23 protein-coding genes are annotated in these 23,491 nt (G+C 65.2%); 7 read left to right on the top strand and 16 right to left on the bottom strand.

Going from position 1 to position 23,491, the window contains the following annotated elements:
- Window positions 1-137 precede the first annotated feature (137 nt).
- The 9 genes from DC363_RS00535 to yajC all read right to left on the bottom strand — a co-directional run bounded on the left by DC363_RS00535 (window position 138) and on the right by yajC (window position 7,705).
- On the bottom strand, window positions 138-1,493 hold the full coding sequence (locus DC363_RS00535) for a phosphohexomutase domain-containing protein (RefSeq protein WP_108639177.1): 1,356 nt from the start codon (window positions 1,491-1,493) through the stop codon (window positions 138-140).
- On the bottom strand, window positions 1,490-2,023 hold the full coding sequence (locus DC363_RS00530; RefSeq protein WP_108639176.1) for a DsbE family thiol:disulfide interchange protein: 534 nt from the start codon (window positions 2,021-2,023) through the stop codon (window positions 1,490-1,492). The genes DC363_RS00535 and DC363_RS00530 overlap by 4 nt, the downstream gene beginning before the upstream one ends.
- Window positions 2,020-2,178: a heme exporter protein CcmD gene (gene ccmD / locus DC363_RS00525; protein WP_422396395.1), complete on the bottom strand. Its 159-nt coding sequence runs from the start codon at window positions 2,176-2,178 to the stop codon at window positions 2,020-2,022. The genes DC363_RS00530 and ccmD overlap by 4 nt, the downstream gene beginning before the upstream one ends.
- Entirely contained in the window at window positions 2,175-2,903 is a 729-nt protein-coding gene (locus DC363_RS00520) for a heme ABC transporter permease (RefSeq protein WP_108639175.1), read from the bottom strand. Before DC363_RS00520 ends, ccmD begins: the two co-directional genes overlap by 4 nt.
- Before the next feature lie 41 nt (window positions 2,904-2,944).
- Window positions 2,945-3,601 (bottom strand): heme exporter protein CcmB, encoded by a 657-nt coding sequence (gene ccmB / locus DC363_RS00515; protein WP_108639174.1) that lies wholly within the window; start codon window positions 3,599-3,601, stop codon window positions 2,945-2,947.
- 10 nt (window positions 3,602-3,611) lie between these two features.
- A complete protein-coding gene (ccmA, locus tag DC363_RS00510) occupies window positions 3,612-4,229 on the bottom strand; it encodes a heme ABC exporter ATP-binding protein CcmA (RefSeq protein WP_108639173.1) in 618 nt (205 codons plus the stop codon).
- Window positions 4,230-4,247: 18 nt separating this feature from the next.
- Window positions 4,248-4,601 (bottom strand): Mth938-like domain-containing protein, encoded by a 354-nt coding sequence (locus DC363_RS00505; protein ID WP_108639172.1) that lies wholly within the window; start codon window positions 4,599-4,601, stop codon window positions 4,248-4,250.
- Window positions 4,602-4,612: 11 nt separating this feature from the next.
- On the bottom strand, window positions 4,613-7,276 hold the full coding sequence (gene secD, locus DC363_RS00500; RefSeq protein WP_108639171.1) for a protein translocase subunit SecD: 2,664 nt from the start codon (window positions 7,274-7,276) through the stop codon (window positions 4,613-4,615).
- A 144-nt stretch (window positions 7,277-7,420) separates the two neighbouring features.
- Entirely contained in the window at window positions 7,421-7,705 is a 285-nt protein-coding gene (gene yajC, locus DC363_RS00495; RefSeq protein WP_108639170.1) for a preprotein translocase subunit YajC, read from the bottom strand.
- A gap of 257 nt (window positions 7,706-7,962) precedes the next feature.
- Between yajC and serS the strand changes: the two genes are divergently transcribed.
- A complete protein-coding gene (gene serS / locus DC363_RS00490; protein WP_108639169.1) occupies window positions 7,963-9,252 on the top strand; it encodes a serine--tRNA ligase in 1,290 nt (429 codons plus the stop codon).
- Here the strand turns inward: serS and DC363_RS00485 are convergent.
- Window positions 9,249-10,493 carry a phospholipase effector Tle1 domain-containing protein gene (locus DC363_RS00485; RefSeq protein ID WP_108639168.1) on the bottom strand — a complete coding sequence of 415 codons (1,245 nt, stop codon included), beginning with the start codon at window positions 10,491-10,493 and terminating at the stop codon, window positions 9,249-9,251. The genes serS and DC363_RS00485 overlap by 4 nt on opposite strands.
- Before the next feature lie 117 nt (window positions 10,494-10,610).
- Here DC363_RS00485 and DC363_RS00480 point away from each other — a divergent pair, with 117 nt between their 5' ends.
- Window positions 10,611-11,312 carry a hypothetical protein gene (locus DC363_RS00480; protein WP_108639167.1) on the top strand — a complete coding sequence of 234 codons (702 nt, stop codon included), beginning with the start codon at window positions 10,611-10,613 and terminating at the stop codon, window positions 11,310-11,312.
- A gap of 5 nt (window positions 11,313-11,317) precedes the next feature.
- Here the strand turns inward: DC363_RS00480 and der are convergent, their stop codons facing one another.
- The 5 genes from der to DC363_RS00455 form a co-directional block, all read right to left on the bottom strand.
- Window positions 11,318-12,775, bottom strand: a complete 1,458-nt coding sequence (gene der, locus DC363_RS00475; RefSeq protein ID WP_108639166.1) for a ribosome biogenesis GTPase Der — start codon at window positions 12,773-12,775, stop codon at window positions 11,318-11,320.
- A 47-nt stretch (window positions 12,776-12,822) separates the two neighbouring features.
- The gene (locus tag DC363_RS00470; RefSeq protein ID WP_108639165.1) at window positions 12,823-14,157 is read right to left on the bottom strand and encodes a PQQ-like beta-propeller repeat protein; all 1,335 of its coding nucleotides are present in this window, start codon (window positions 14,155-14,157) and stop codon (window positions 12,823-12,825) included.
- A 34-nt stretch (window positions 14,158-14,191) separates the two neighbouring features.
- On the bottom strand, window positions 14,192-14,884 hold the full coding sequence (locus tag DC363_RS00465; protein ID WP_108639164.1) for a hypothetical protein: 693 nt from the start codon (window positions 14,882-14,884) through the stop codon (window positions 14,192-14,194).
- Between the two features lie 117 nt (window positions 14,885-15,001).
- Complete coding sequence (locus DC363_RS00460) at window positions 15,002-15,343, bottom strand: hypothetical protein (RefSeq protein ID WP_108639163.1); 342 nt, start codon at window positions 15,341-15,343, stop codon at window positions 15,002-15,004.
- Entirely contained in the window at window positions 15,340-17,157 is a 1,818-nt protein-coding gene (locus tag DC363_RS00455) for an ABCB family ABC transporter ATP-binding protein/permease (protein WP_108639162.1), read from the bottom strand. Before DC363_RS00455 ends, DC363_RS00460 begins: the two co-directional genes overlap by 4 nt.
- A 217-nt stretch (window positions 17,158-17,374) precedes the next feature.
- Between DC363_RS00455 and DC363_RS00450 the strand changes: the two genes are divergently transcribed.
- Together DC363_RS00450 and DC363_RS00445 are read left to right on the top strand one after the other, a co-directional pair.
- Window positions 17,375-18,607, top strand: a complete 1,233-nt coding sequence (locus DC363_RS00450) for an acyl-CoA dehydrogenase (RefSeq protein WP_108639161.1) — start codon at window positions 17,375-17,377, stop codon at window positions 18,605-18,607.
- A 21-nt stretch (window positions 18,608-18,628) separates the two neighbouring features.
- Entirely contained in the window at window positions 18,629-19,567 is a 939-nt protein-coding gene (locus DC363_RS00445) for a hypothetical protein (RefSeq protein WP_108639160.1), read from the top strand.
- Here DC363_RS00445 and DC363_RS00440 read toward each other — a convergent pair.
- Window positions 19,564-19,845: a hypothetical protein gene (locus tag DC363_RS00440; protein WP_108639159.1), complete on the bottom strand. Its 282-nt coding sequence runs from the start codon at window positions 19,843-19,845 to the stop codon at window positions 19,564-19,566. The two genes, DC363_RS00445 and DC363_RS00440, sit on opposite strands and share 4 nt — an antisense overlap.
- A gap of 141 nt (window positions 19,846-19,986) precedes the next feature.
- Between DC363_RS00440 and pyrC the strand changes: the two genes are divergently transcribed.
- The 3 genes from pyrC (at window position 19,987) to DC363_RS00425 (ending at window position 23,444) form a co-directional block, all read left to right on the top strand.
- The gene (gene pyrC, locus DC363_RS00435; protein ID WP_108639518.1) at window positions 19,987-21,036 is read left to right on the top strand and encodes a dihydroorotase; all 1,050 of its coding nucleotides are present in this window, start codon (window positions 19,987-19,989) and stop codon (window positions 21,034-21,036) included.
- A 45-nt stretch (window positions 21,037-21,081) separates the two neighbouring features.
- Window positions 21,082-21,759, top strand: coding sequence for an orotate phosphoribosyltransferase (locus DC363_RS00430; RefSeq protein ID WP_108639158.1), 678 nt, complete (start codon window positions 21,082-21,084; stop codon window positions 21,757-21,759).
- 197 nt (window positions 21,760-21,956) lie between these two features.
- Window positions 21,957-23,444 (top strand): replicative DNA helicase, encoded by a 1,488-nt coding sequence (locus DC363_RS00425; protein ID WP_108639157.1) that lies wholly within the window; start codon window positions 21,957-21,959, stop codon window positions 23,442-23,444.
- Window positions 23,445-23,491 lie beyond the last annotated feature (47 nt).

The following is a 23,491-nucleotide window of genomic DNA, read 5'->3' as shown; positions in this document are numbered from 1 at the left end:
TGGGATTTAGGTATTTGGGAACCAGAGAAGCGGGGGGCGTGGCGCGCAGCCACGGGCCGCCCGACGCGGAGGGCGCGTCGGGATTTGGGCGTTTGATGGAGGGAAGTGGGAGCCGCGGCGGGGCGCGGCCCGGGAGGTCAGTGTTGCGACAGAAGGGCCGAGATTTCGGAGACTTTCTCGTCCAGCAGCGCCCGGTCGCCCCGCGCTTCGACGTTGAGCCGCAGCACCGGTTCCGTGTTCGACTGGCGCACGTTCACCCGCCAGTCGCCCATGTCGAGCGAGACTCCGTCAAGGCGGTCCACCGCTTGGGCCTGGTCGAGATAGGCGTCCTCAAAGGCGGCGATGGCGGCCGCTTTGTCGCTGACGCGGAAATTGATCTCGCCGGATGAGGGGTAGTCCTGCCGCATCCGGGCCACCATCTCGCTCAGGCTCCGGTCGGAGCGGGACACGAGTTCGGCAACCAGAAGCCACGGGATCATGCCGCTGTCGCAATACATGAAATCGCGGAAATAATGGTGCGCCGACATCTCTCCGCCATAGGCCGCGTCGTGGTCGCGCATGATTTTCTTGATGTGGCTGTGCCCCACGCGCGACGCGATTGCAGTGCCGCCCGCGCCTTCGACCGTCGCCAGAGTTGACCAGATCACGCGCGGATCATGGACGATCTTCGCGCCCTCTTCTTTCCGGCAGAAGGCCGAGCCCAGCAGGGCCACGACATATTCTCCGTCAAGGAAAGCGCCGGTTTCGTCAAAGAAGAAACAGCGGTCGAAATCGCCGTCCCAAGCCACGCCAAGATCGGCGCCCGCCTCGACCACCGCCTGCGCCGTGGCGCTGCGGTTTTCGGGCAGAAGCGGGTTCGGGATGCCGTTGGGGAAGCTTCCGTCTGGCGCATGGTGGACGCGGGTGAAGGTCCAGGGCGCGTCGAGCTTCTCCGCCAGCGCGTCGAAGGTCGGGCCCGCCGCGCCATTGCCCGCGTTGACCACGATCTTGAGCGGGCGCAACCCTTCGGGCGGAACGAAACCGCGCAAGTGGTCGACATAGGCCGGCCGGGGATCGCGCACCTCAACCCGGCCGCCGCCGGGGGCCTCGCCGAAGTCACCGGCCTCGACCATGGCCTGAATGTCACCCAGCCCGGTGTCGGAGGAGATCGGCCGCGCGCCTTCGCGCACCAGCTTGATGCCGTTGTAATCGATGGGATTGTGCGACGCGGTGACCATCAACCCGCCACCCGCGCCATAATGGTCGGTGGCGAAATAAACCTCTTCCGTGCCGCAAAGACCGATGTCGTAGACGGTGACGCCCTCGGCCACCAGACCGCGGTGCAGGGCCTCTTGCAGGGCGGCGCTGCTGTCACGGATGTCGCGACCGGTGACCACGGTTTCGGGCCCCATCACGCGGGCAAAGGCGCGGCCGATGGCTTCGCAGATCCTCTCGGTCAACTCCTCGCCGAGTTTGCCGCGCACGTCGTAGCTTTTGAAACAGGTCAGGGTCATTTTGCCTCCAATGCAGCGTCCAGCGCGGGGCGCAGACGGTTCGCCAATTCACGTTGTGTCACAGGGGCGGCCATGCGGAGCAGGATCGTGCCGTCGCCGTCCAGAAGAAAGGTTTCGGGCACGCCATAGACGCCCCAGTCGATGGCCTGAAGCCCGCGCGGGTCGGCACCGACAGCGCGATAGGGATCGCCCAGATCGTCCAGAAAGGCCCGCGCGTTGGCGTCCAGATCCTTGTAATTGACGCCGTAGACCGGCACCCCCTCCTCGGCCAGCGCGGTCAGGTTGGGATGTTCCACCCGGCAAGGCGCGCACCAGCTGGCCCAAAAGTTGACGATCTTCACTTCGCCATCGCGCAGCATGTCGTCGGTCAGCGGGCGCAGGCCGTCGATGGGGTCCACTTGTGTCTCGGGCGCGGGCGCGCCGATCAGGGCCGAGGGAAGCTCATCCCCCTGCCCCAGAAACATCCCCGCCGCGAAAAGCCCGGCGAGGCCCGCGAAGAGGATCACGGGGATCATCAACAGCCACTTCATGGCGCGTCCTTCCGGCGGGCTTCCACCGCGTCCAACTGTGCGCGCACCTTGCGCGACCGCCGCAGGGACAGGCCCACAAGGGCCACCAGCAGCAACAGCGAAGCAGCATAGGCCGAGAGCACCTCGGCGGCGTAGTCTCCGAGTTCGGGCATCATCTGCGCATCCTTGCCTCAAGCGCGCGCATCCGGCGGGCGCGGATTTCGGTTGTCGTGCGGATCAGCACAAGCCCCACGAACAAAAGGCCGAAAGCGACCATGCAGATCACCAGCGGCACGAAGAACACATCGTCCACGGTGCGCCCTCCGGTGGCGACGGGCACGCTGGTCCCCTGATGCAGGCCCTGATTCCAGAACCGCACCGCATAGCGTGACAGCACGGCAAAGACCGACCCCACGATGCAGAGCACACTGGTCAGGTCGGCGGCGGTGTCGGGGTCGTCAATGGCTTCCCACAGGGCGATATAGCCCAGATAGAACAGAAACAGGATCAAAAACGAGGTCAGGCGCGGATCCCAAGCCCACCATGTGCCCCACATGGGCTGCCCCCAGATCGCGCCGGTCAGCAGCGCGATGAGCGTCATCACCACCCCGATGGGGGCGGCGGCGCGGGCGGCCAAGGCGCTGACATGATGGCGGCGGACGAGCCAGATCAGCGAGGCGACGAGCATCATGAACCATGCGTTGATCGCCATGAGCGCGGCGGGCACATGCAGATAGATGATCTTGACGGTTGAGCCTTGGCGGTAGTCGTCAGGCGTGAAGAAAAAGCCCCAGACCAGCCCGACGACCAACCCGGCCACGGCAAGGCCCATCACCCACGGCACCAGCGGGGTCGAGGTGGCGATGAATTTCTTCGGATTGGCGTATTCCCAAATCGACATTTGTCCTAGCTATCCTTCCAAAATCCGGGCGGCAAGGTGGCTCACCTCAGATTGACCCGCAGGGCGGCGGCTGCGGCAAAGGGCAGCAGCGCATAGCAACCCAAGGTGATCCCCGCCACCATCAAAAGTGGCGTTGTGGCGGGCAGTCCGGCCGCGCCGCGCTGCACCGCTTCGGCCCCGAAAATAAGCGTCGGGACGTAGAGCGGCAGCACCAGCAGGGACATGAGCAACCCGCCCCGGCGCAGGCCCACGGTCAGGGCCGCGCCGAAGGTTCCGATCATTGACAAGGCGGGCGTGCCAAGGGCCAGCGACAAAAGCAGCCAGAGGTAGGCGCCGGGCGCCATGTTGAGCAGAAAGCCAAGCGCAGGCGCGGCCAACGTCAGCGGCAGGCCCGTGGTGATCCAATGCGCCGCGCCCTTGATCAGCGCCACGCCTTCCAGCGGCAGGGGCGAGGTGGCCAGCAAGGGAAGCGAGCCGTCCTCGAAATCCAGCGCAAAGATCCGGTCGAGCGACAGAAGTGCCGCAAGCAGGGCCGCGACCCAAAGGATGCCGGGCGCGATCCGCGACAGCACCGCCGCTTCGGGGCCCACGCCGAAGGGGACCAGCACCACGACGATCAGGAAAAACGCAAGCCCAAGGCCGAAGCCGCCCCCGGCCCGCACCGCAAGGGCAAGGTCGCGTTTTAGCAGGGCGATCATGGCAGCCGCCTCACAAGAAGGCCTCGTCCGAGCCACCGGCGGCGTCGGGGGCGGCGCGGAACGGCGACAGCTCAAGCTCGGGGGCCTCAAGCCCCAGATCGATATGGGTGGCGATCACCGCCAGCCCGCCGCGCGCCAGATGCTCCTCGCGCAGCCAGCGGGCAAAGCCTTTGACCGAGAAGGCATCAAGGCTCACCGTGGGTTCGTCCAGAAACAACACTTTGCGCCCGATGACGCCCAGACGGGCCAGCCCGAGGCGGCGTTTCTGCCCGGCGGACAGGGTGCCGGCCAGCCGGTCCTTCAGGTCGGTCAGTTCGAAGGCCTGATAGACCGTGTCGGGCACGGTGCTGCCGTGAACCTCAGCCCAGAACCGCAGGTTTTCCACCACGGTCAGCTGCGCCTTGATGCCGTCCGCGTGGCTGGCATAGGCGGCGCTGTCGTCGGGAAAGGTCACGGTGCCCGCGACGGGGGGCTGCAGGCCCGCAAGCGTGCGCAACAGGGTTGTCTTGCCGATGCCGTTGGGCCCGCGCAGCACCAGTGCGGTGCCCTCGGCCACGGTGAAGGACAGCCCCGCGAGCAGCGGCGCCCCGCTGCGTGCCACGGTCACATCTGATACGATCAACCCCACCGGAGCGCCCGCCCCGCCCTAGACCGGCAAGAGCGCCAGACCGACCCGGCGCCCTTCGCTCAGCAGGACGTTGTAAGTGCGGCAAGCGGTGGGTGAGGCCATGACCTCAACCCCGATGCCCGCCTCTTCAAGCGTGTGCCGCAAATCCGCGGGCAGGTAGTCCATCTCGGCCCCGGTGCCGACAAAGATCACATCCACGTCGGCCACGGCATCGGTCAGCGTCTTGGCGTCGTCAAACCCGCCCCAGGGGGCGATGCCGCCTGGCAGGATGACAAGCGCGCCTTCATAGACCTCACCTCCGATGCGAAAGAACCCCGGCCCGTAGCCGTCCACGGGTTTCGCATCGGTATAGACGATCTCGTTCAAACGCATCCTGTCCCCCTTCAGGCGTCGATGTCGGCGAATTGCCCGCCAACTTTCTTGGCCTCTTTCGACCAGTCGCGCTTCACGCCGAGCACCAGCAAGGTGGTCGAGGCTACGAAGATTGACGAATAGGTCCCGACGACCACGCCCCAGATCATCGCGAAGACGAAGCCCCGGATCACGTCGCCGCCCAGAGCGTAAAGCGCGACCAGCGCCAGCAGGGTGGTGAACGAGGTCATGAACGTCCGGCTGAGGGTTTCGTTGATCGACAGGTTCAGCACCTCTTTAAGGGACTTCGCCTTGTACTTGCGCAGGTTCTCGCGCACGCGGTCAAAGACCACCACCGTATCGTTGAGCGAGTAGCCCACGATGGTCAGAAGCGCCGCGATGATCGCCAGATCGAAGCGGATCTGCAACTCCGAGAAGATGCCGATGGTCAGGAAGACGTCATGCACCAGCGCGGCCACGGCGCCCAGGGCGAATTGCCATTCAAAGCGCAGCCAGATGTAGATCAGCACCGCCCCGATGGCGAGGACGACGGCGATCACCGCCGCCTGGATCAGCTCACCCGAGACCGTGGGGCCGACGGATTCCACCGCCGGGAAGGTCATCTCGGGGTCAACGGTGCGCAGTGCGTCCTGCACGGCCTGAATGGTCTCGTTGGTGACAGCCTCTTCCCCGTCCTGCGCCTGCAACGCCACCGTGGCCACGTTTTCATCGGGCCCGAAGGTGGGGTCGAAGACTTCGGTGATCGCCACTTCGCCCAGATCCAAAGGCGTGAGCGCCGCGCGATAGTCCGCGATGTCGATGCTCTGCGTGCTTTGGGTCCGCAGCGTGGTGCCGCCCTGGAAGTCGATGCCGTAGTTCAGCCCCTGCATCGCGAAGGACCCGATCGCCACGACCACAAGCACCGCCGAGGCGCCCAGCCACAGTTTGGCGCGTTTGAAGAAGTCGAAGGCCGTGTCGGACTTGACCAGCTTCAGATAACGGCCCGTGAACAGCGCGCGCGGGCGTTTGCGCTCGAACCAGATGACCACCAACAGGCGGGTCAGGAAGATCGCCGTGAAGACCGAGGTCACGATGCCAAGGCCGAGCGTGATGGCGAAGCCGCGCACCGGGCCTGCGCCAAGGGCGAACAGGATTACGGCGGTGATGAAGGTGGTGATATTGGCGTCGATGATCGCCGACAGCGCCTTTTCATAGCCCAGCTCGATGGCGCGGGCGGGGCCTTTGGCGGTCTTGCTTTCCTCGCGGATGCGCTCGAACACCAGCACGTTGGCGTCCACCGCCATGCCGATGGTCAGGACGATCCCGGCGATGCCCGGCAAGGTCAGGGTGCCGCCGATCAGCGACAGCAGCGCGAAGATCAGCGCGACGTTGACCAGCAACGCCACGTTGGCGAAGACCCCGAACAGCCCGTAGCTCAGCACCATGTAAATCAGCACCAGCACGAAGGCCACGACACAGGCGATGGCCCCGGCGTTGATGCTGTCCTGCCCCAGATCGGGGCCGATGGTCTGCTCCTGAAGGAAGTTCAACTCGGCCGGCAGGGCACCGGCCCGCAGCAGCACCGCCAGTTGCGTGGATTCCTGCACGGTGAATTGCCCGGTGATGATGCCCGAGCCACCGGGAATGTGCGACTGGATCGTTGGCGCGCTCACCACCTCGTCGTCGAGCACGATGGCGAAAGGAGAGCCGATGTTCTCGGCAGTGTAGTCGCCGAACTTGCGCGCGCCCGAGGCGTTGAACCGGAAGGTCACGGCGGGGCGGTTGTTCTGATCGAAGGTCGGCTGGCTGTCCACCAGCGCCTCACCGGTGACGACCGGCGACCGCTCAACCACGTAATAGAGGCCCGGCTGATCCAGCGAGGGGATCACCATGTTGCCCGGTCCGGGACGTTCGTCGGGATTGCCGGTCGTGCCGACAACCGGATGGAAGCCCAACTGCGCGGTGGTGCCGATGATGTCCTTGACCTCTTGCGCGGAGCCCACGCCGGGCACCTGAATGAGGATCCGGTCCGCGCCCTGACGCTGGATCGACGGCTCGCGCGTGCCGGTTTCGTCAATGCGGCTACGGACGATCTCAAGCGCCTGCCGCACGGTGCGGTCGTCGGTGGCAAGCTTTTCGGCCTCGGTCAGGCGAATGACAAGATCGGTGTCCGAGACCGCCTGCACCTCAATATCGTTCTGCCCCACGGTGGTGACGCTGACGATGGGCTGCGCGAGACCACGCGCCAGTTCCAGCGCGCGGGACATGCCCGCAGGCTCGGAGATGCGCACCCGCAACTCGCCCTCGGTGTCGCTCACATCGGTGACGAAGCCGACCACGTCGCGCTCGGCGGCGAGCACGTCGCGCACCTCGGGCCACATGGCGCGCATCCGCGTCTCGTAAACCTCGTCGACTTGCACTTCGGCCAGAAGCTGCGCCCCGCCGCGCAAATCAAGGCCAAGGTTCACCAGATTGTCCGGCAGGAACGACGGCCATGCGGCGGCATCAGCCTGCAAGCCGTCGCGGGTCAACCCGCGGGCCTCAAGCTCGGCGGCGGTCAGGTTCTGGGCGATCAGCGCCTCGGCGTCGTTCGACCGCTCAACCGTGCCATAAAACCCGTTGGGAATGGCAAAAAGGATCCCGGCGAGGACCACAAGCCAAATCGCCAAACGTTTCCAAAGGTCAATCTTCAGCATCGAACGTCCTGTCTTTTGTCGGATCGGCGCGCCGGGGCGGGCCGCGTCATCTTTTCATCTCATAGACGGCAAAAGGGGGCCGCTGCCCCCTTCCCACCGTCGCACTTTGTTGTCAGGCCGCAGCGGGCCGGACAGCCCGCGACGTCACGCGTCGTTCGCAGGTTCGGTCTTGCTGAGGACCTGCGCGATGGTCGAACGCACGATGCGCACCTTCACGTCCTTGGCAATCTCGACCTCAACCTCACCGTCGTCCTTGACCTTGACCACCTTGCCGATCACGCCGCCCTGGGTGACGACCTGATCGCCTCGGCGCAATGCCTCAACCATGGCCTGATGCTGCTTGAGCTTTTGCTGCTGCGGGCGGATCAACAGGAAATACATGATCGCGAAAATCAGGATCAGCGGGATAAACTGGCCGAATGCTTCCATCGTGGGCGGGTCCTTGGTGTTCTGGCAAAGCCGGGGCTTCGCAATTTTGGCGCACCCTACGGTCGGAGGGCGGGATTCGCAATCGCATGTAGGCCCGATTTGGACCCGTTACCAGCCCTTGCGGATCAATCCGCCGATTTCCCCGTCGTAGGCACCGCCCTTGGCCGCGCGTGGCCCCCGGGCCTGAACCCTCCTATTCCCATAGGCCCGCTTTTGCGCCATATGGGGCGAAATCAACGCATCAAAGGACCAGACCCATGCACGACATTCGCGCCATCCGAGAGAACCCCGACCGCTTCGACGCGGCCCTGTCTCGTCGTGGGGATGCGCCGGTGTCCGCCGAGCTTCTGGCGATGGATGAGGCGCGGCGCGCCAAGATCCAGGCGGCAGAAAGCGCGCAGGCCGAAGCCAACAAGGCGGCCAAGGAAGTGGGCGCTGCCAAGGGGCGCGGCGATGAGGACGAGTTCGAGCGCCTGCGCAAGCTGGTGGCCGAGAAGAAGGCCGAGATCGCCCGCCTCAACGAGGAAGCCAAGGCCGAAGACGCGGCCCTGACCGCGCGGCTTGCGGAAATTCCCAACCTGCCCGCCGACGACGTGCCCGACGGCGATGATGAAGATGACAACGTCGAGATCAACCGCTGGGGCACCCCGCGCGAGATGAACTTCGCCGTGGAACACTTTGAAATCCCAGCGGTAAAGGATGCCATGGACTTCGAGACCGCAGCCAAGATGTCGGGCAGCCGCTTCGTGCTCATGTCCGGCCCCGTGGCGCGCCTGCACCGCGCTTTGGCGCAGTTCATGCTGGACATTCACACCTTGGAAAACGGTCTGACCGAAGTGAACCCACCCGTGCTGGTGCGCGATGAGGCGATGTATGGCACGGACAAGCTGCCCAAGTTCGGCGACGACAGCTATCGCACCGAAGAAGGCATGTGGCTGATCCCCACGTCAGAAGTGCCGCTGACCTATATCGCCGCCGGTCACGTCATCGACGAAGACTATCTGCCGCGCCGCTACACTGCCCATTCGCTGTGCTTCCGCTCGGAAGCGGGCAGCGCGGGGCGTGACACCTCGGGCATGTTGCGTCAGCACCAGTTCGAAAAGGTCGAGATGGTCAGCGTCACCCACCCCGACGAGAGCGACGCCGAACAGAAGCGCATGTTGCGCTGCGCGGAAGACATCCTCGAACGTCTTGAAATCCCTTACAGAACCGTCGTGCTTTGCACCGGCGACATGGGCTTCGGCGCGCGCCGCACCTATGACATCGAAGCCTGGCTACCCGGCCAGAAGGCCTACCGCGAGATCAGTTCGGTCTCGACCACCGGCGATTTTCAGGCCCGCCGCATGAACGCGCGCTTCAAGCCTGCCGAGGGGGGCAAGCCGCAGTTTGTCCACACGCTCAACGGCTCGGGGCTTGCGGTCGGGCGCTGCCTGATCGCGGTGCTGGAGAACGGCCAGCAGGACGACGGATCGGTGAAGATTCCGGCGGCGTTGCAGGCCTACATGGGCGGGCGCACGATGATCACGGCGGACGGCACGCTGGCCTAGTCGCGCCAGCCACGCGGGCGCATGATCTGGCCGGGCAGATGGGTATAGCCCCCGTCTGCCCATTTGCGCGCCTTGCGGATCGTTGCGCGACGCGCGTCGTCGATGCGGCGCAGCCCGTGATAGACATGGCGCAGGCTTGGAGTGCGGGCGTAGTCCGGGCGCAGGTGACAGCGGTCAATGGCCGCCATTGACACTTCGTCCAATCCTGCCGGCCCCTCCCGATCCGCCGTGAAGGCGTTCAGCACCGCCCCCGAGAGGCCAACCGGCCCGAAATTGTTCTCTAGCATGCCGGTCACGTCGAACCGCGGCGCGACGCGGTCCACCTCGGACCAGTCCAGCGCCAGCCCGGCGCGGGCCGCCCCCAGCGCGATCCAATTGAGCGCGATCGAACTCAACCCCACGCGCGAGCCCCCACCGCCCACCGACCCGTGATTGCCGGGAAACCACTGTTGCATATGGCTCGGGATCAGGTTGCTGTCATGCCGGGCGTTCAGCACCGGCATGTTGTCCCACGGGTGGCTGGGAAACAGGCGGCGGCGCTCGTCCAATGCGATGGCATGGCGGGCGGCGCGCACGATGCTGGAGAGTTTCGCGTCGTGGAACCGGTATTGCGCGTTAAACCGTGCGGCAAAGGGCAGGAACGCAGGCAGGCCAAGGGCGCTGACCGTGTCCCAGACGCCAAGATAGGCGATGGACAGACGCACGGTGCCGCCCGTCTCAAGCCCCTGCTTTTCGCGCCAGCGCTGTTCCGTGTCGTTGAGGATGACGCGCGGTGCGAAGCTTGCGCGAAAGGCCAGCGTGTCGGGGTGGTCGGGGTGCGTGTCCGGCGCGCGGCTGCGGTAGCGCGCCATGGCGGCGGGGATCTCGGCCAGCTTGTCGCGGGCGGGAATGCCGCTGGAGCGGATCAGCCCCACCAGCGACCGCGCGGCGAAGGCCCCGCGCGAAAAGCCGAAGACCATCAGCTCATCGCCCGGCTCGTAAATAAAGACAAGCTGGCGATAGACATCTTCAATGATGTCCGTCAGCCCCCAGCCAAGGGCGCCGCCCAGAAACCGGTCCAGCGCGCGCGAGGCGCGGGTGTTGCCGCGCCCTGCCCCCACGCCGGGTGAATACAGCACGACCTGCGGCATGTCGCCGTCGTTGCGGTGCCGCACGCAGCGGGCAAGGCGCACGACGTTGGTGGGATGCTCTGCATCCGGCCGGTTCCATGTGCCGTCGATGAAAATGGCGATCCGTTTCATGGGTTTGCCCCCCCGCCAGCTTGGCCCAAGGGTGGGGCGGCGTCCCGTGGCAAGTCAAGTCAGCTTTTTCCGCCCCGCCGGACTTGCCTTTGACAAGAGCGTCCTAGCTTTCCTGTCATGACACGCGCCATTCTGACCCTGCTGTTCACGGTCACCTTCGTGGTGTCGCCGTATTTTTCCAATCCGTTCAGCGGGTTCGAGGCGGATCAACTGCCGATTCCGCAGATCGATCCGCCGATCCAGCCCGCCGGATACGCCTTTGGCATCTGGGGGCTCATCTACGCCTGGCTTCTGGTCTCGGCGTTGTTCGGCATCTGGAGCCGCCGGTTCGATGCCGGTTGGGACGTCATGCGCGCGCCGCTGATCGTCTCGCTGGCTTTGGGGACACCGTGGCTCTGGGTCGCGAACCAGTCCGCTATCGCGGCCAGCGTGCTGATCTTCTTCATGCTCGCCCCCGCCATCGTTGCCCTGCTGCGTGCGCCCGACTATGACGGATGGCTCACCCGCGCGCCGGTGTCAGTCTATGCAGGCTGGCTTACGGCGGCGTCCTTCGTGTCGTTGGGCAGCACCGCGGCGGGCTACGGGCTGCTGTTCGACGCCACGGGCTGGGCCTATGCGGGGATCGTGCTGACGCTGGTGGTGGCACTGGCCGTGCAATGGCATGTGCCGCAAGCCCCGGGCTACGGGCTGACGATCATCTGGGCGCTGATCGCTATTATCGTGACCAACGGGGTCAACGGGATCACCGCGCTCTGCGTGGCAGGGATCGTGCTGGTGGGTGCGCTGGTCGCAAAGCAGGTCTTGGACCAGCGCCGCTGAGCGGATTATTCGTCCGCCCGCCCCTTGCCCAGATGTTTGCGCAAACGCGAGGGCGTTGATTTGGTCTTGTTCTTGTAGGGGTTCTTGTCCGCTTGCGAACGGAAATGCAGCCGGATCGGCGTGCCCGGCATGTCGAAGTCCAGCCGCAGCCCGTTGACCAGATACCGCGAATAACTCGCCGGCAGCATGTCCGGATGCGAACACATCACGACAAACCCCGGCGGGCGGGTCTTTACCTGCGTCATGTAGCGCATCTTGATGCGGCGGCCGCCCGGCGCGGGGGGCGGGTGCGCCTCGGTCATGCCCATAAGCCAGCGGTTGAGCTGCGCGGTGGTCACGCGGCGGTTCCAGACCTCATGGGCTTTCAGGATCGCCTCTTGCAGGCGATCCAGCCCCCGGCCCGTCTTGGCGGACACGGTGATAAGCGGCGCGCCCTTGAGCTGGGGCAAAAGCCGCGTGAACTGCTCTTTCAGCTCTTTCAGCTTGGCCTGCTTCTCGCCTTCCACGTCCCATTTGTTGACCGCCAGAACCACAGCGCGGCCTTCGCGTTCGGCCAGATCGGCAATCCGCAGGTCCTGCTGTTCAAAGGGGATTTCCACGTCGAGCAAAACGACCACGACTTCGGCGAATTTCACCGCGCGCAGCCCGTCCGAGACCGACAGTTTTTCCAGCTTTTCCTGCACCTTGGCGCGTTTGCGCATGCCGGCGGTGTCAAAGATCCGCACCGGCGTGTCGCCCCATTCGGTCTGCACCGAAATCGCGTCGCGGGTGATGCCCGCCTCGGGGCCGGTCAGCAGACGTTCTTCGCCGATGATCTTGTTGATCAGCGTGGATTTGCCCGCGTTCGGGCGGCCGACGACGGCGATCTGCAGCGGCTTGGCCTTGGTGGGCACGCGCGGCGCATCTTCGTCCGCCTCGTCCACGTCCACGTCCGTCTCAGGCGCGTCCTGTGCGGCTCGCTCCTCGAAGGCATCCGACAGCGGCATGAGCACGTCATAGAGGTCCGCCAGCCCTTCGCCATGTTCCGCAGACAGGCGGACCGGCTCCCCCAACCCCAGCGCGAAGCCTTCGATCACGCCGGCATCGGCGGCCTTGCCCTCGGCCTTGTTGGCCGCAAGGATCACGTTGGCGTTTTTCTTGCGCAGGATGTCGGCGAACATCTCATCCGTTGAGGTGATGCCCGTGCGCGCGTCATACATGAACAGGCAGATATCGGCCATTTCCACGGCGCGTTCGGTCAGGCGGCGCATGCGGCCCTGCAGCGACTGGTCGGTCGCCTCTTCCAGACCGGCGGTGTCGATCACGGTGAAGCGCAGATCGCCCAGACGCGCGGGCCCTTCGCGCAGGTCGCGCGTGACGCCGGGCTGGTCGTCGACCAGCGCCAGCTTCTTGCCCACAAGGCGGTTGAAAAGGGTGGATTTGCCCACGTTCGGGCGGCCCACGATGGCGAGTGTGAAGGACATGATACGAACCTATAAGATCAAGAGACCGCCCCTACACCCTTTTGTCCCTAACGGAAAGCGAGCAATTGCCCCCGCTTGGTCACAACATAGAGCGTGCCGTTGGCGACCACCGGGTTGGACGCAGCCCCGCCGGGGAGTTCCGCCGTGCCAAGCAGCGCGCCCGAGGCCGGGTCAAATTGCCGGATGATCCCGTCAGACGAGGCGACGACAAGCCGCCCACCGGCCAGCACCGGCCCGTAGTGGGCGATGCGCGTTTTCTGGCGGCGCGGGTTGCTTTCTTCGAACTTGGGCAGCGGGATGCGCCAGACGGGGGTGCCGTTGGCGGCATCCAGACGCAACAGCTCACCAAGGTCATTGACCATGAAGACCGAGTCGCCCGCCGGCCAGACCGGCCCGACCGCGCCTTCGGTGGCGGTCCAGATACGCTCGCCATTGGCGATCTGCAGGGCGACGACGCGCCCGGAGATATTGCCCACATAAACGCGGTCGCCGTCAATCACCGGATCACCGGCAATGTCCGAGATGTTCGAAGCCGCGGCGCCGGGGCGTTGGCCGGTCACCACCGTCGACCAGCGCCGCAAGCCGCCTTCGGGGAAGGCCGCGATCACTTCGCCGGTGGGGAATGGGAAAATAGCATATTCGCCGGTCACGGCTGCGCCTGCCCCGCCAGAAAAATTCGCCTCGGGCTGGGCGCTTGGCAGGGTCCAGCGCACGCGCCCCGAGCCCATTTCAATCGCCCAGGCGCGGCCGTCGCGGGCCACCACATAGGCCAGATCGCCCCGGATCGTTGGCGCGGAGGTGCCCGGCGCGTCAAGGTCCTGCCGCCAGATTTCCCCGCCCGATGCGGCGTCGAGCGCCACAGCCTCGCCAAACCCGGTGGTGACGACCACGACCGACCCGGCCACGGCCACGCCACCGCCCGAGGCGTCGCGACGGTTGTCGAGCGGCGGGATCAGGCTGCGCGACCAGAGGGTTTCCCCGTTCGCCGCGGTGGCCACGACTTGGCTTTCGGCATCGAGCGTGAAGATGCGCCCGCCCGAGACGACCGGATCGGCAGTGATCCGCAACCGGCGGGTGTCGCCCTGACCGATGTTGGCGGCGAACAGCGGGCTGAGTGCGGCGTCCAGCGCCGGATGGGTGATCTTGTGCGCAGGTCCGCCGTTGCGGTGGGACCATTCCGCGTTGACCTGCGCCGGGGCCAGGGCGATCGGCCGCACCTGATTGACGGCCACCGTGTCGGGCGCACCGCCCCGCAGGCCAACCCGCTCACCCGGAAGGATGATGTCTTTCTCGGCACAGGCCGCGATCAGGGCCAAAGCCGTCAGCGCACCTGCAGCGCGGAACACCCCGTGCGAGCGCTTGAAATTCTTGTTGCCTGTCACGTTCGTCCCCTCCCCTTGACGGGTTGTTGCGGAGTTATTGCTCAACCTCGGTCGGCGTCTGGCCAGTATTGCTGACCAAAGCGTCAATGTCACCGCCCAGCGCCACAATCATACTGAAAGCCCGGTCACGCAAGCCCCGCGTGGCTTCGGCATCCTGCGAAATGGCCACAAACTGGTCGATTGCGGCTTCTGTGTCACCGGCTTCGACGTTGAGCAAGGCAAGCTGTTCCTGCGCGATCAAGCGGAAGGTGGACCCCGGCGTGGCCAACCCGGCCAGCATGGCGCGACGCTCATCGATGGAGGTTGCGTCGTCGGCCACCATCGCCGCCTTCAGCGCGGCCAGCTCGCGGTAGATCTCGGGCGCGGCCTCGTCCATCGCCACGGCTTCCAGCGCCTCGACAGCCGCCGCTGTTGCTTCGGTTTCCACAAGGTCCGAAGCCGCGAGAAGCCGTGTGATCGCGCCTGCGCCGCCTTCGGCGTCGATCGCCTGCAGCGCCTCGGCGCGGGCGACATCGTCATCGATCTCGAGCGCGGCAAGGATTTCGTCACCGGCGGCGCGGGCGGCGCTCTCGGCCTGCGCCTTGCGGTATTCGGTCAGCGCCGTGCCGCCGACCACCAGAAGCACCAGAACCACAGCGATCCAGCCATATTTACGCATATAGCCGAACAATTGATCCTTGCGGACCTCTTCGCTGACCTCGTCGATGAAGGATTCTGAATTGCTCATTGGGGCCTCATGTCGTTTCAGGCCCCCTCTTACCCTCAAGCCCGTGGCAGGGACAAGGGCTGCGCGCGGGGCGCAGGCACAGGCCGTGCCGTAATGAGGGCCTGTCGGGCGGCGGGATCAGTTCAGCCCCCGCTGCCGCTCGGCCGCAGGCAGGGCGGCCCACCAATCGGCGTAGCGGGTGTTCTTGGGGTGGTTGCGCCCCTCATCGGGGGTGCCATCGATCCACCAGACCGGCCCCCGTTCGCCCAAAGCGACCTTGGCGGCATCGACGCGGGCGCGGGCGGCGCGGGTCTCGGCTTCGGTCCTTGCATCGCGCACGGCGCGGCGGGCGGCCATCAGATCGTTCACCGCCGCTTGCCGCGCGCCTTCGTCCAGCGCCGGATCACTTTTGCGCCAAAGCCGCCCCTTGGCCACGAAATAGCGCCCGTCGGGGGTTTCGGGGTAGCGGGTCGCGCTCACGCGGCCTCTTCTTCCTGCTGCTGGCGGTTCCAGAGCTGGGCATAGCGGCCCTGCGCGGCCAGCAGCGCCTCATGCGTGCCTTCCTCGACAATCCGTCCGTTTTCCAGCACCACGATGCGGTCGGCGTCGGCGATGGTGCTGAGCCGGTGGGCAATGGTGATCACCGTGCGCCCCTGCCCCATGGCCTTGAGCTCGGTCTGGATCTCCTGCTCGGTCTCGGTGTCGAGGGCGCTCGTCGCTTCGTCCAGAATCAGGATCGGCGGGTTCTTGAGCAAGGTGCGCGCGATGCCCACGCGCTGTTTCTCGCCGCCCGACAGCTTCAGGCCCCGCTCGCCCACGGTCGTCTCGTAGCCGTCGGGCAGGCTTTCGATGAAGTCGTGGATTTTTGCGGCGCGGGCGGCGGCGACGATCTCGTCGAAACCCGCTCCGTCACGGCCATAGGCGATGTTGTAGCGAATGGTGTCGTTGAACAGCACGGTGTCCTGCGGCACGACGCCGATGTTGGCATGCAGCGAATCCTGTGTGACGTCGCGCACGTCCTGTCCGTCGATGCGGATCGCCCCGCCGTTCACGTCATAGAAGCGGAACAACAGCCGTCCGATGGTCGATTTGCCGGACCCGGACGAGCCGACAATCGCCACCGTCTGCCCCGCCGGTACCGCCAGATCGACCCCTTTGAGGATCGGGCGCGCGGCGTCATAGCCGAAGGAAACTTCGTCGAATTCGACAAACCCGCCTTGCACTTTCAGAACATCCGCGCCCGGTTTGTCCTGCACTTCGGCCGGTTGCTCTAACAAATCGAACATCTCGCCCATGTCGACCAGTGCCTGCCGGATTTCGCGATAGACCGTGCCAAGAAAGTTGAGCGGCATGGTAATCTGGATCATGTAGGCGTTGACCATGACGAAATCCCCCACGGTGAGCGTGCCGTCCTGCACCCCCATCGCCGCCATTACCATGACGGTGACCAGACCGCCGGTGATCAGCAGCGACTGACCAAAATTCAGAAAGCCCAGCGAGTAGGAGGTCTTGAGCGCCGCCGTCTCATACCCCGCCATGGCCGCGTCGTAGCGCGCAGCCTCGCGGCCGGCGGCGCCGAAATATTTCACCGTCTCGAAATTGAGCAGGCTGTCGATGGCCTTCTGGTTCGCGTCGGTGTCCTGATCGTTCATCTGCTTGCGGATTTTCACCCGCCACTCGGTCACCGCGAAGGTGAACCAGATATACAGCGCGATGGTTGCCACCACGACGGCCAGATACCAGACGTCGAACAGGAAGAAGAGCACGACCGAGATCATCAAGAGCTCAAGCACCAGCGGCCCGATGGAAAACAGCAAGAACCGCAGCAGGAACTCGACCCCTTTGACCCCGCGCTCGATGATCCGGCTGAGCCCGCCGGTCTTGCGGGTGATGTGGTAGCGCAGGGACAGGCGGTGGATATGGGTGAAGGTTTCCAGCGCCAGCGCCCGCAGCGCGCGCTGCCCGACCCGTGCGAAGATCACGTCACGCAACTGCTGAAAGCCCACGTTCAACAACCGCGCCGCGCCATAGGCCACGGTCAGCCCGATAGCCCCCACAGCGAGCATCGTGGCCGACCCCTCACCCGCCAGCGCATCCACCGCGCCCTTGTAAAGCACCGGCGTGCCCACGGCGATCAGCTTGGCCAGCACCAGCACCGTCAACGCGGCGACCACGCGGTATCGCACCCACGCGGGTCTGTCGGGCCAAAGATAGGGCACCACCCGTTTGACAACGCGCCAGCCCTGAATCTTTTCGTTGTTGAGGTTGGCATCGGTCTTGGGCAGGCGGCGCATGGGGGAACTTTCCTGAAAACAACCCCTGATACCTAGGCGCTGCGGCCGCCCTTTGCCAGTGACCGGCCAGAAAGAGCCTGCGCGCTGCGCCGCGACAGACTGCCCTGCCGCCGGGGCATTGTTTCGTGATCCGGGTTTCAGTGTCTTTGCGCCGGTCCCTCCATTGTGACCGCGCGCGGCAGAGGCTAGGGTGTGCCCAAGGAATGTGGAGGTTACCATGAATGAGTCGTCGCCAATCAAGGCCGGGAAGTCATCCGGTTTCGGGCCGGATCTTGCAGCGTTTGACTGGGCCGACGCCCTGCGCCTTGAAAGCCAGCTGAGCGAGGATGAGCGGATGCTGCGCGATGCGGCCCACGCCTTCGCCCAGGACAAGCTGCAGCCCCGCGTGCAAGAGGCTTACCGCGATGAGGTGACCGACCCCGAAATCTTCCGCGAGATGGGCGAGGCCGGGCTTCTGGGCCTGACCATCCCTGAGGAATACGGCGGTCTGGGCGCGGGCTATGTGACCTACGGCCTTGTCGCGCGCGAGATCGAGCGCGTGGACAGCGGCTATCGCTCGATGATGTCGGTGCAAAGCAGTCTGGTGATGTATCCGATCCACGCCTACGGCTCTGACGAACAGAAGCAAAAATACCTCCCCGGCCTGTCCTCGGGCGAATTGATCGGCTGTTTCGGGCTGACCGAACCGGACGCGGGCTCGGACCCGGCGGGCATGAAAACGCGGGCCGAGAAGACCGCCACGGGCTACAAGATCAGCGGCTCGAAGATGTGGATCTCGAACGCGCCGATTGCCGATGTTTTCGTGGTCTGGGCGAAATCCGACGCCCATGAGGGTAAAATTCGCGGCTTCGTTCTGGAAAAGGGCATGACGGGCCTGTCCGCGCCGAAGATCGGCGGCAAACTGTCGCTGCGCGCCAGCATCACCGGTGAGATCGTGATGGACGGCGTCGAGGTCGGCGAAGACGCGCTGCTGCCCGGTGTGCAGGGTCTCAAGGGGCCGTTCGGCTGCCTCAACCGCGCGCGCTATGGCATCGCATGGGGCGTGATGGGGGCGGCCGAAGCCTGTTGGCACGCCGCACGGCAATACGGGCTGGACCGCAAGCAGTTCAACAAACCACTGGCGCAGACGCAGCTGTTCCAGAAAAAGCTGGCTGACATGCAGACCGAGATTTCGCTGGGCCTGCAGGCCGCGCTGCAGGTGGGGCGCTGCATGGAAGCGGGCACCGCCGCGCCCGAGATGATTTCTCTGATCAAGCGCAACAACTGCGGCAAGGCGCTCGACATCGCCCGCGCGGCCCGCGACATGCACGGCGGCAACGGCATCTCCGAGGAGTTCCAGGTCATGCGGCACATGGTCAACCTTGAAACCGTGAACACCTACGAAGGCACCCACGACGTGCACGCGCTCATCCTTGGGCGCGCGCAGACCGGCCTTCAGGCGTTCTTCTGATGGACCAGCGGTGAGGCTTGGATGAAAGATCTGTCGTCGGCATTCCACTACGATCTGGATGGGCTGAACCGCAACGCATGGCGTGCGCGGGCCGAGGAGATCGCGGAAGAGTTCGGCTCGGCCGAGCGGATCGGCTCAGGGCACACCTCCCTGTTCATCGACGCCGGTCGCACACTCTTGGTGACTTTTGAAAGCGTGGCCCGGGTTCGCAGGGCGAACGATGACAAGGCGCCGCTGGGCTGGTCCTTTGTGCAAAGTCACGGCTGGTCGAGCCTCACGCTTTTGTCCGATGCCAATGTCGACTGGTTCCGCGCTCCGGCCCTGTTCGGCTATTTCGACCGGCTGATCGACGACGGCTTTTTCGACGACTTCGATCAAGTGCTGTTCTTCGGCGCGGGGGCTGCGGGCTATGCGGCGGCCGCCTATTCCGTCGCCGCCCCCGAGGCGCGCGTGCTGCTGATCCAGCCACAGGCCACGCTCGACACCCGCCGCGCGGGCTGGGACCGGCGTTTTCCACAGGCCCGCCGGCTTGAGTTCACCAGCCGGTTCGGCTTTGCCCCCATGATGGTTGAGACCGCGTCGCAGGTCTTGCTGATCTACGACCCGTCCATCATCGAGGATGCGATGCACGCCTCGTTGTTCCATGGTGACAATACGAAGCATTTCACAACCCCCTACCTTGGCCCGAATGCGCCACGCGCCTTGGTTGTCATGGACGTGCTGCCAGACCTGATCGAACAAGCCATGAGCGGCGCGTTGACCACGCTGAGCTTCGCCACCCTCTGGCGCGCGCGGCGGACCCACCTGCCCTATCTGCGCACGTTGCTGCACCGGCTCGAGTTGACCGACGATCACGACCGCATGTTCGCGCGCTTCTGCCGGCAGATCAGCGCCAAGGGCAACCGCCCGCTTTTCGCGCGCAAGCTGAATGAGCTTGAGGGCGCGGGCGTCAAGATCTAGCTTTTGCGGCGCTCAACCTCACGCGCGATCACCCGCCACAGCCGTTGCCCGAAATAGCCCAGCGCGCCCCCCACGGCGAGGCCGAGCGGCGTGCCCGTGTCGAACAGGGCGCACAGCACCGCGGCGCAGACCAACGCGATCATGAACGCCAGCACCCGCACCTCTTCTGCCGCGACGGGGATATGTTCGCGCAGTGCGCGTGCAAGCGGGCGGGCCAGCGGTGTTTCCAGCTTCGGCGTCGCGGCGCCCGCAATCACAGCGATAAGAAATCCGAACATCGTCCTGCCTTGCTCCAAACTCAATGCGGCGGTTTTCGCGCACCACCGCACGCGGGGCAAGGGCCATCGCCCCCCCACGGCCCGCCCCCCTGGGTCTCAATTTCTCTGGTCAGCGGCAAAATCCCGGTGTAAGTGGCGGCCATGCCCAAAGAGAGCCCCGACCGCATCACCATCCGCCGCCCCGACGACTGGCATCTGCACCTGCGAGACGGTGACATGATGGCCGCCGTCACGCCCGAAACCGCCACCCGGTTCGGCCGCGCCATCGTCATGCCCAACCTTGTGCCCCCGGTCGTCACCGGCGCGCAGGCGGCCGCTTACCGCGACCGGATCATGGCCCATGTGCCCGAAGGCTCCGGCTTTCGTCCGCTGATGACGTGCTATCTTACCGAAGACACGGACCCCGAGGATCTGGCCCGCGCCTATGCCGATGGCATCATCACGGCGGTGAAACTTTATCCGGCGGGGGCGACGACCAATTCCGCCTCGGGGGTGAAGGATTTCGACAAGGTGCGCCCGGTGCTCGAGCGGATGGCCGAAATCGGCCTGCCGCTTTGCGTACACGGCGAAGTGACCGATCCTTCGGTGGACATCTTCGACCGGGAAGCCGTCTTCATCGACCGCGTGCTCAAGCCGATCCGCAAAAAGACGCCGGACCTCAGGATCGTCATGGAGCATGTGACCACCGAGAACGCGGTGGACTACGTGCGCGACAGCCGCGCCAATCTCGCCGCGACGATCACCACGCACCACCTGATCATCAACCGCAACCACATCCTGTCGGGCGGCATCAAGCCGCATTACTACTGCCTGCCCGTGGCCAAGCGCGAAAAGCATCGCATCGCCCTCGTCGCCGCAGCGATTTCCGGCGACAAGCGGTTCTTTCTGGGCACCGATTCCGCCCCCCACACGGATGCCAACAAGCTGCTGCCCTGTGGCTGCGCGGGCTGTTTCACCGCGATCAACACCATGTCCTGCCTGGCCGAGGTGTTCGACGCCGCCGGGGCCATGCACCAGCTTGAGAACTTCACCTCGCTCGCGGGGGCGCGCTACTACGGGCTGGAGCCCAACGAAGAGACGATCACGCTGGTGAAGGGCGAACCCGTCACCTACCCCGCCCGCATCGACACGGCCGAAGGGCCGGTGACCGTCTTCGATCCGGGCTTCCCGCTGCACTGGCGGGTGGAGTAGCCCCCCGCTCGGCCGTTCTGCCACGATGACCAAAGGAAGACCCTGATGATCCCCACTTCTTTCCCGGACAAGGCGGAAATCGCCCGGCTGACCGCGCGGATGCTGATCGAGATCGGCGCGATCGATTTTAACGCGACCGAGCCCTTCACCCACGCCAGCGGCAAGAAGGCGCCCACCTATGTGGACTGCCGCAAGCTGATCTCTTTCCCGCGAATCCGCGCAACCTTGATGGATTTTCTGGCCGTCACCACCATGCGCGAAGTCGGGTTTGAGGCGTTCGACAATGTCGCCGGGGGCGAAACCGCAGGCATTCCCTTCGGCGCGCTGATGGCGGAACGTCTGGCCCTACCGATGAGCTATGTGCGCAAGAAGCCCAAGGGCTACGGCCGCAACGCGCGGATCGAAGGCGTGATGACCGAGGGCCAGCGCGTGCTGCTGGTCGAGGACCTGACCACCGACGGCGGCTCGAAACTCTCCTTCGTGGACGCAATCCGCGAGACCGGCGCAACCTGCAACGCCACTGCCGTGATCTTCTTCTACGGGATTTTCGAAGGGGTCGAGCAAAGCCTCGCCGATCACGGCGTGCAGCTGGTGCACCTGTGCACCTGGTGGGACGTGCTGGCCGAAGCCAAGGCGTCAGAGGCCTTCGACAGCGCCACCCTCACCGAGGTTGAGGCCTATCTGCGCGACCCCGCCGGCTGGTCCGAGGCCCACGCGGGCTGACCTGACGTCACACAACAGACCGCCCCGCCGGGTTCACAACATCTGGTGGGGTGCAGGCTATGCGCCCTGCCGATTTTGTGGCAGAATGACGCGCAACGCCTATCCACAGCTTTATACAATTTGCTTGGGCGCCCGCGAATTTGTATGACATCCCCGTGGTGGGACACGCACAATCGGCGACAATCAGGGACAGTGGGATGAACGAAGTCACGACTTTCAACGCAGCTGGCACCTCCGAGGCGAACGTCGACTCGGTGCCGCATTCGATCGAGGCCGAGCAGCAGCTTCTTGGCGCGATTCTGACCAACAACGACATTTTCGACCGCGTGGCCTCAATCGTGGGGCCCGAACATTTCTACGACCCGGTCCATGCGCGCATCTTCGAGACCGCCGCCGCGCGGATTGCCAACAACAATCTGGCCTCTCCGGTGACGCTCAAGTCGTTTCTCGAGGATGACGAAGGGCTGAAAGAACTCGGCGGGCCGGCCTATCTGGCGCGCTTGGCGGGGGCTGCGATCTCGGCCTTTGCCGCGCGGGATTACGCACAGATGATCTACGACCTCTCGGTGCGGCGCGAGCTGATCACCGTGGGCCATGACATTGCCGCCAAGGCGAAAAAGGTCGACGTGGCAAGCGAGCCGCGCGAACAGATCGTGGAAGCCGAACAGGCGCTCTACAAGCTCGCCGAACAGGGTACCTCCGAAGGCGGCTTCCAGTCCTTCCTCAAGGCGGTGACCGAAGCGGTCAACGTGGCGAACTCCGCCTATCAGCGCGACGGCGGGCTGGCGGGCGTGGCGACCGACCTTGTGGACCTCGACGCCAAGCTGGGCGGGCTGCACAAATCCGACCTTCTGATCCTCGCCGGCCGCCCGTCGATGGGCAAAACCTCGCTGGCGACCAACATCGCCTACAACGTGGCCAAGGCCTATAAAAAGGGCAAGCTGACAGACGGGTCCGAGGGCGCGGTGGACGGCGGCGTGGTGGGCTTTTTCTCGCTCGAGATGTCGGCCGAACAGCTTGCAGGCCGGATTCTCGCCGAGGCGTCGGAAATTTCCAGCCACAAGATCCGTCAGGGCGACATGACCGAAAGCGAATTCCGCCGCTTCGTCGACGCCGCCAAACAGCTTGAGGCTTGCCCGCTGTTCATCGACGACACCGCCGCGATCCCGATCAGCCAGCTGGCCGCCCGCGCCCGCCGCCTCAAGCGGACCCACGGGCTGGACCTGCTGATCGTGGACTACCTGCAGCTTGTGCGCGGCACCAGCGACAACCGGGTGCAGGAAATCGGCGAGATTTCCATGGGCCTCAAGGCCATCGCCAAGGAACTCAACATCCCCGTGATCGCCCTGTCCCAGCTGTCCCGTCAGGTGGAAAGCCGCGAGGATAAGCGTCCGCAGCTCAGCGATCTGCGCGAATCTGGCTCGATCGAGCAGGACGCCGACGTGGTCATGTTTGTCTATCGTGGCGAATACTACACCGAGCGGGAAAAACCCGATGACAGCAACCTGGAAGCCATGGCCGCCTGGCAAGAGAAGATGTCGAGCCTGTTCGGCAAGGCCGAGGTGATCATCGGCAAGCAGCGTCACGGCCCCATCGGCACCGTCGAGCTGTCCTTCACGCCCGAATTCACCCGCTTCGGCAACCTCGTCAAACCGTGGCAGCAAGGCAGCGAGCAGGAGTTCTGAGGCGGGCTGCGGGCCTGCGCGCCGCCCCCTCATCTTTGCTTCTTCAA

The sequence above is a fragment of the Thalassorhabdomicrobium marinisediminis genome (assembly GCF_003072065.1).
In the GTDB taxonomy this organism is placed as follows: Bacteria; Pseudomonadota; Alphaproteobacteria; order Rhodobacterales; family Rhodobacteraceae; genus Octadecabacter; species Octadecabacter marinisediminis.
This window is presented reverse-complemented; position numbering and strand designations above follow the sequence as displayed.

Excerpts from the sequence above, each read along its gene's own strand:
- DC363_RS00535 (WP_108639177.1), bottom strand. The coding sequence starts at position 1,493 with ATGACCCTGACCTGTTTCAAAAGCTACGACGTGCGCGGCAAACTCGGC.
- DC363_RS00530 (WP_108639176.1), bottom strand. The coding sequence starts at position 2,023 with ATGAAGTGGCTGTTGATGATCCCCGTGATCCTCTTCGCGGGCCTCGCC.
- ccmD (WP_422396395.1), bottom strand. The coding sequence starts at position 2,178 with ATGATGCCCGAACTCGGAGACTACGCCGCCGAGGTGCTCTCGGCCTAT.
- DC363_RS00520 (WP_108639175.1), bottom strand. The coding sequence starts at position 2,903 with ATGTCGATTTGGGAATACGCCAATCCGAAGAAATTCATCGCCACCTCG.
- ccmB (WP_108639174.1), bottom strand. The coding sequence starts at position 3,601 with ATGATCGCCCTGCTAAAACGCGACCTTGCCCTTGCGGTGCGGGCCGGG.
- DC363_RS00505 (WP_108639172.1), bottom strand. The coding sequence starts at position 4,601 with ATGCGTTTGAACGAGATCGTCTATACCGATGCGAAACCCGTGGACGGC.
- secD (WP_108639171.1), bottom strand. The coding sequence starts at position 7,276 with ATGCTGAAGATTGACCTTTGGAAACGTTTGGCGATTTGGCTTGTGGTC.
- yajC (WP_108639170.1), bottom strand. The coding sequence starts at position 7,705 with ATGGAAGCATTCGGCCAGTTTATCCCGCTGATCCTGATTTTCGCGATC.
- serS (WP_108639169.1), top strand. The coding sequence starts at position 7,963 with ATGCACGACATTCGCGCCATCCGAGAGAACCCCGACCGCTTCGACGCG.
- DC363_RS00485 (WP_108639168.1), bottom strand. The coding sequence starts at position 10,493 with ATGAAACGGATCGCCATTTTCATCGACGGCACATGGAACCGGCCGGAT.
- DC363_RS00480 (WP_108639167.1), top strand. The coding sequence starts at position 10,611 with ATGACACGCGCCATTCTGACCCTGCTGTTCACGGTCACCTTCGTGGTG.
- der (WP_108639166.1), bottom strand. The coding sequence starts at position 12,775 with ATGTCCTTCACACTCGCCATCGTGGGCCGCCCGAACGTGGGCAAATCC.
- DC363_RS00465 (WP_108639164.1), bottom strand. The coding sequence starts at position 14,884 with ATGAGCAATTCAGAATCCTTCATCGACGAGGTCAGCGAAGAGGTCCGC.
- DC363_RS00455 (WP_108639162.1), bottom strand. The coding sequence starts at position 17,157 with ATGCGCCGCCTGCCCAAGACCGATGCCAACCTCAACAACGAAAAGATT.
- DC363_RS00450 (WP_108639161.1), top strand. The coding sequence starts at position 17,375 with ATGAATGAGTCGTCGCCAATCAAGGCCGGGAAGTCATCCGGTTTCGGG.
- DC363_RS00445 (WP_108639160.1), top strand. The coding sequence starts at position 18,629 with ATGAAAGATCTGTCGTCGGCATTCCACTACGATCTGGATGGGCTGAAC.
- DC363_RS00440 (WP_108639159.1), bottom strand. The coding sequence starts at position 19,845 with ATGTTCGGATTTCTTATCGCTGTGATTGCGGGCGCCGCGACGCCGAAG.
- pyrC (WP_108639518.1), top strand. The coding sequence starts at position 19,987 with ATGCCCAAAGAGAGCCCCGACCGCATCACCATCCGCCGCCCCGACGAC.
- DC363_RS00430 (WP_108639158.1), top strand. The coding sequence starts at position 21,082 with ATGATCCCCACTTCTTTCCCGGACAAGGCGGAAATCGCCCGGCTGACC.
- DC363_RS00425 (WP_108639157.1), top strand. The coding sequence starts at position 21,957 with ATGAACGAAGTCACGACTTTCAACGCAGCTGGCACCTCCGAGGCGAAC.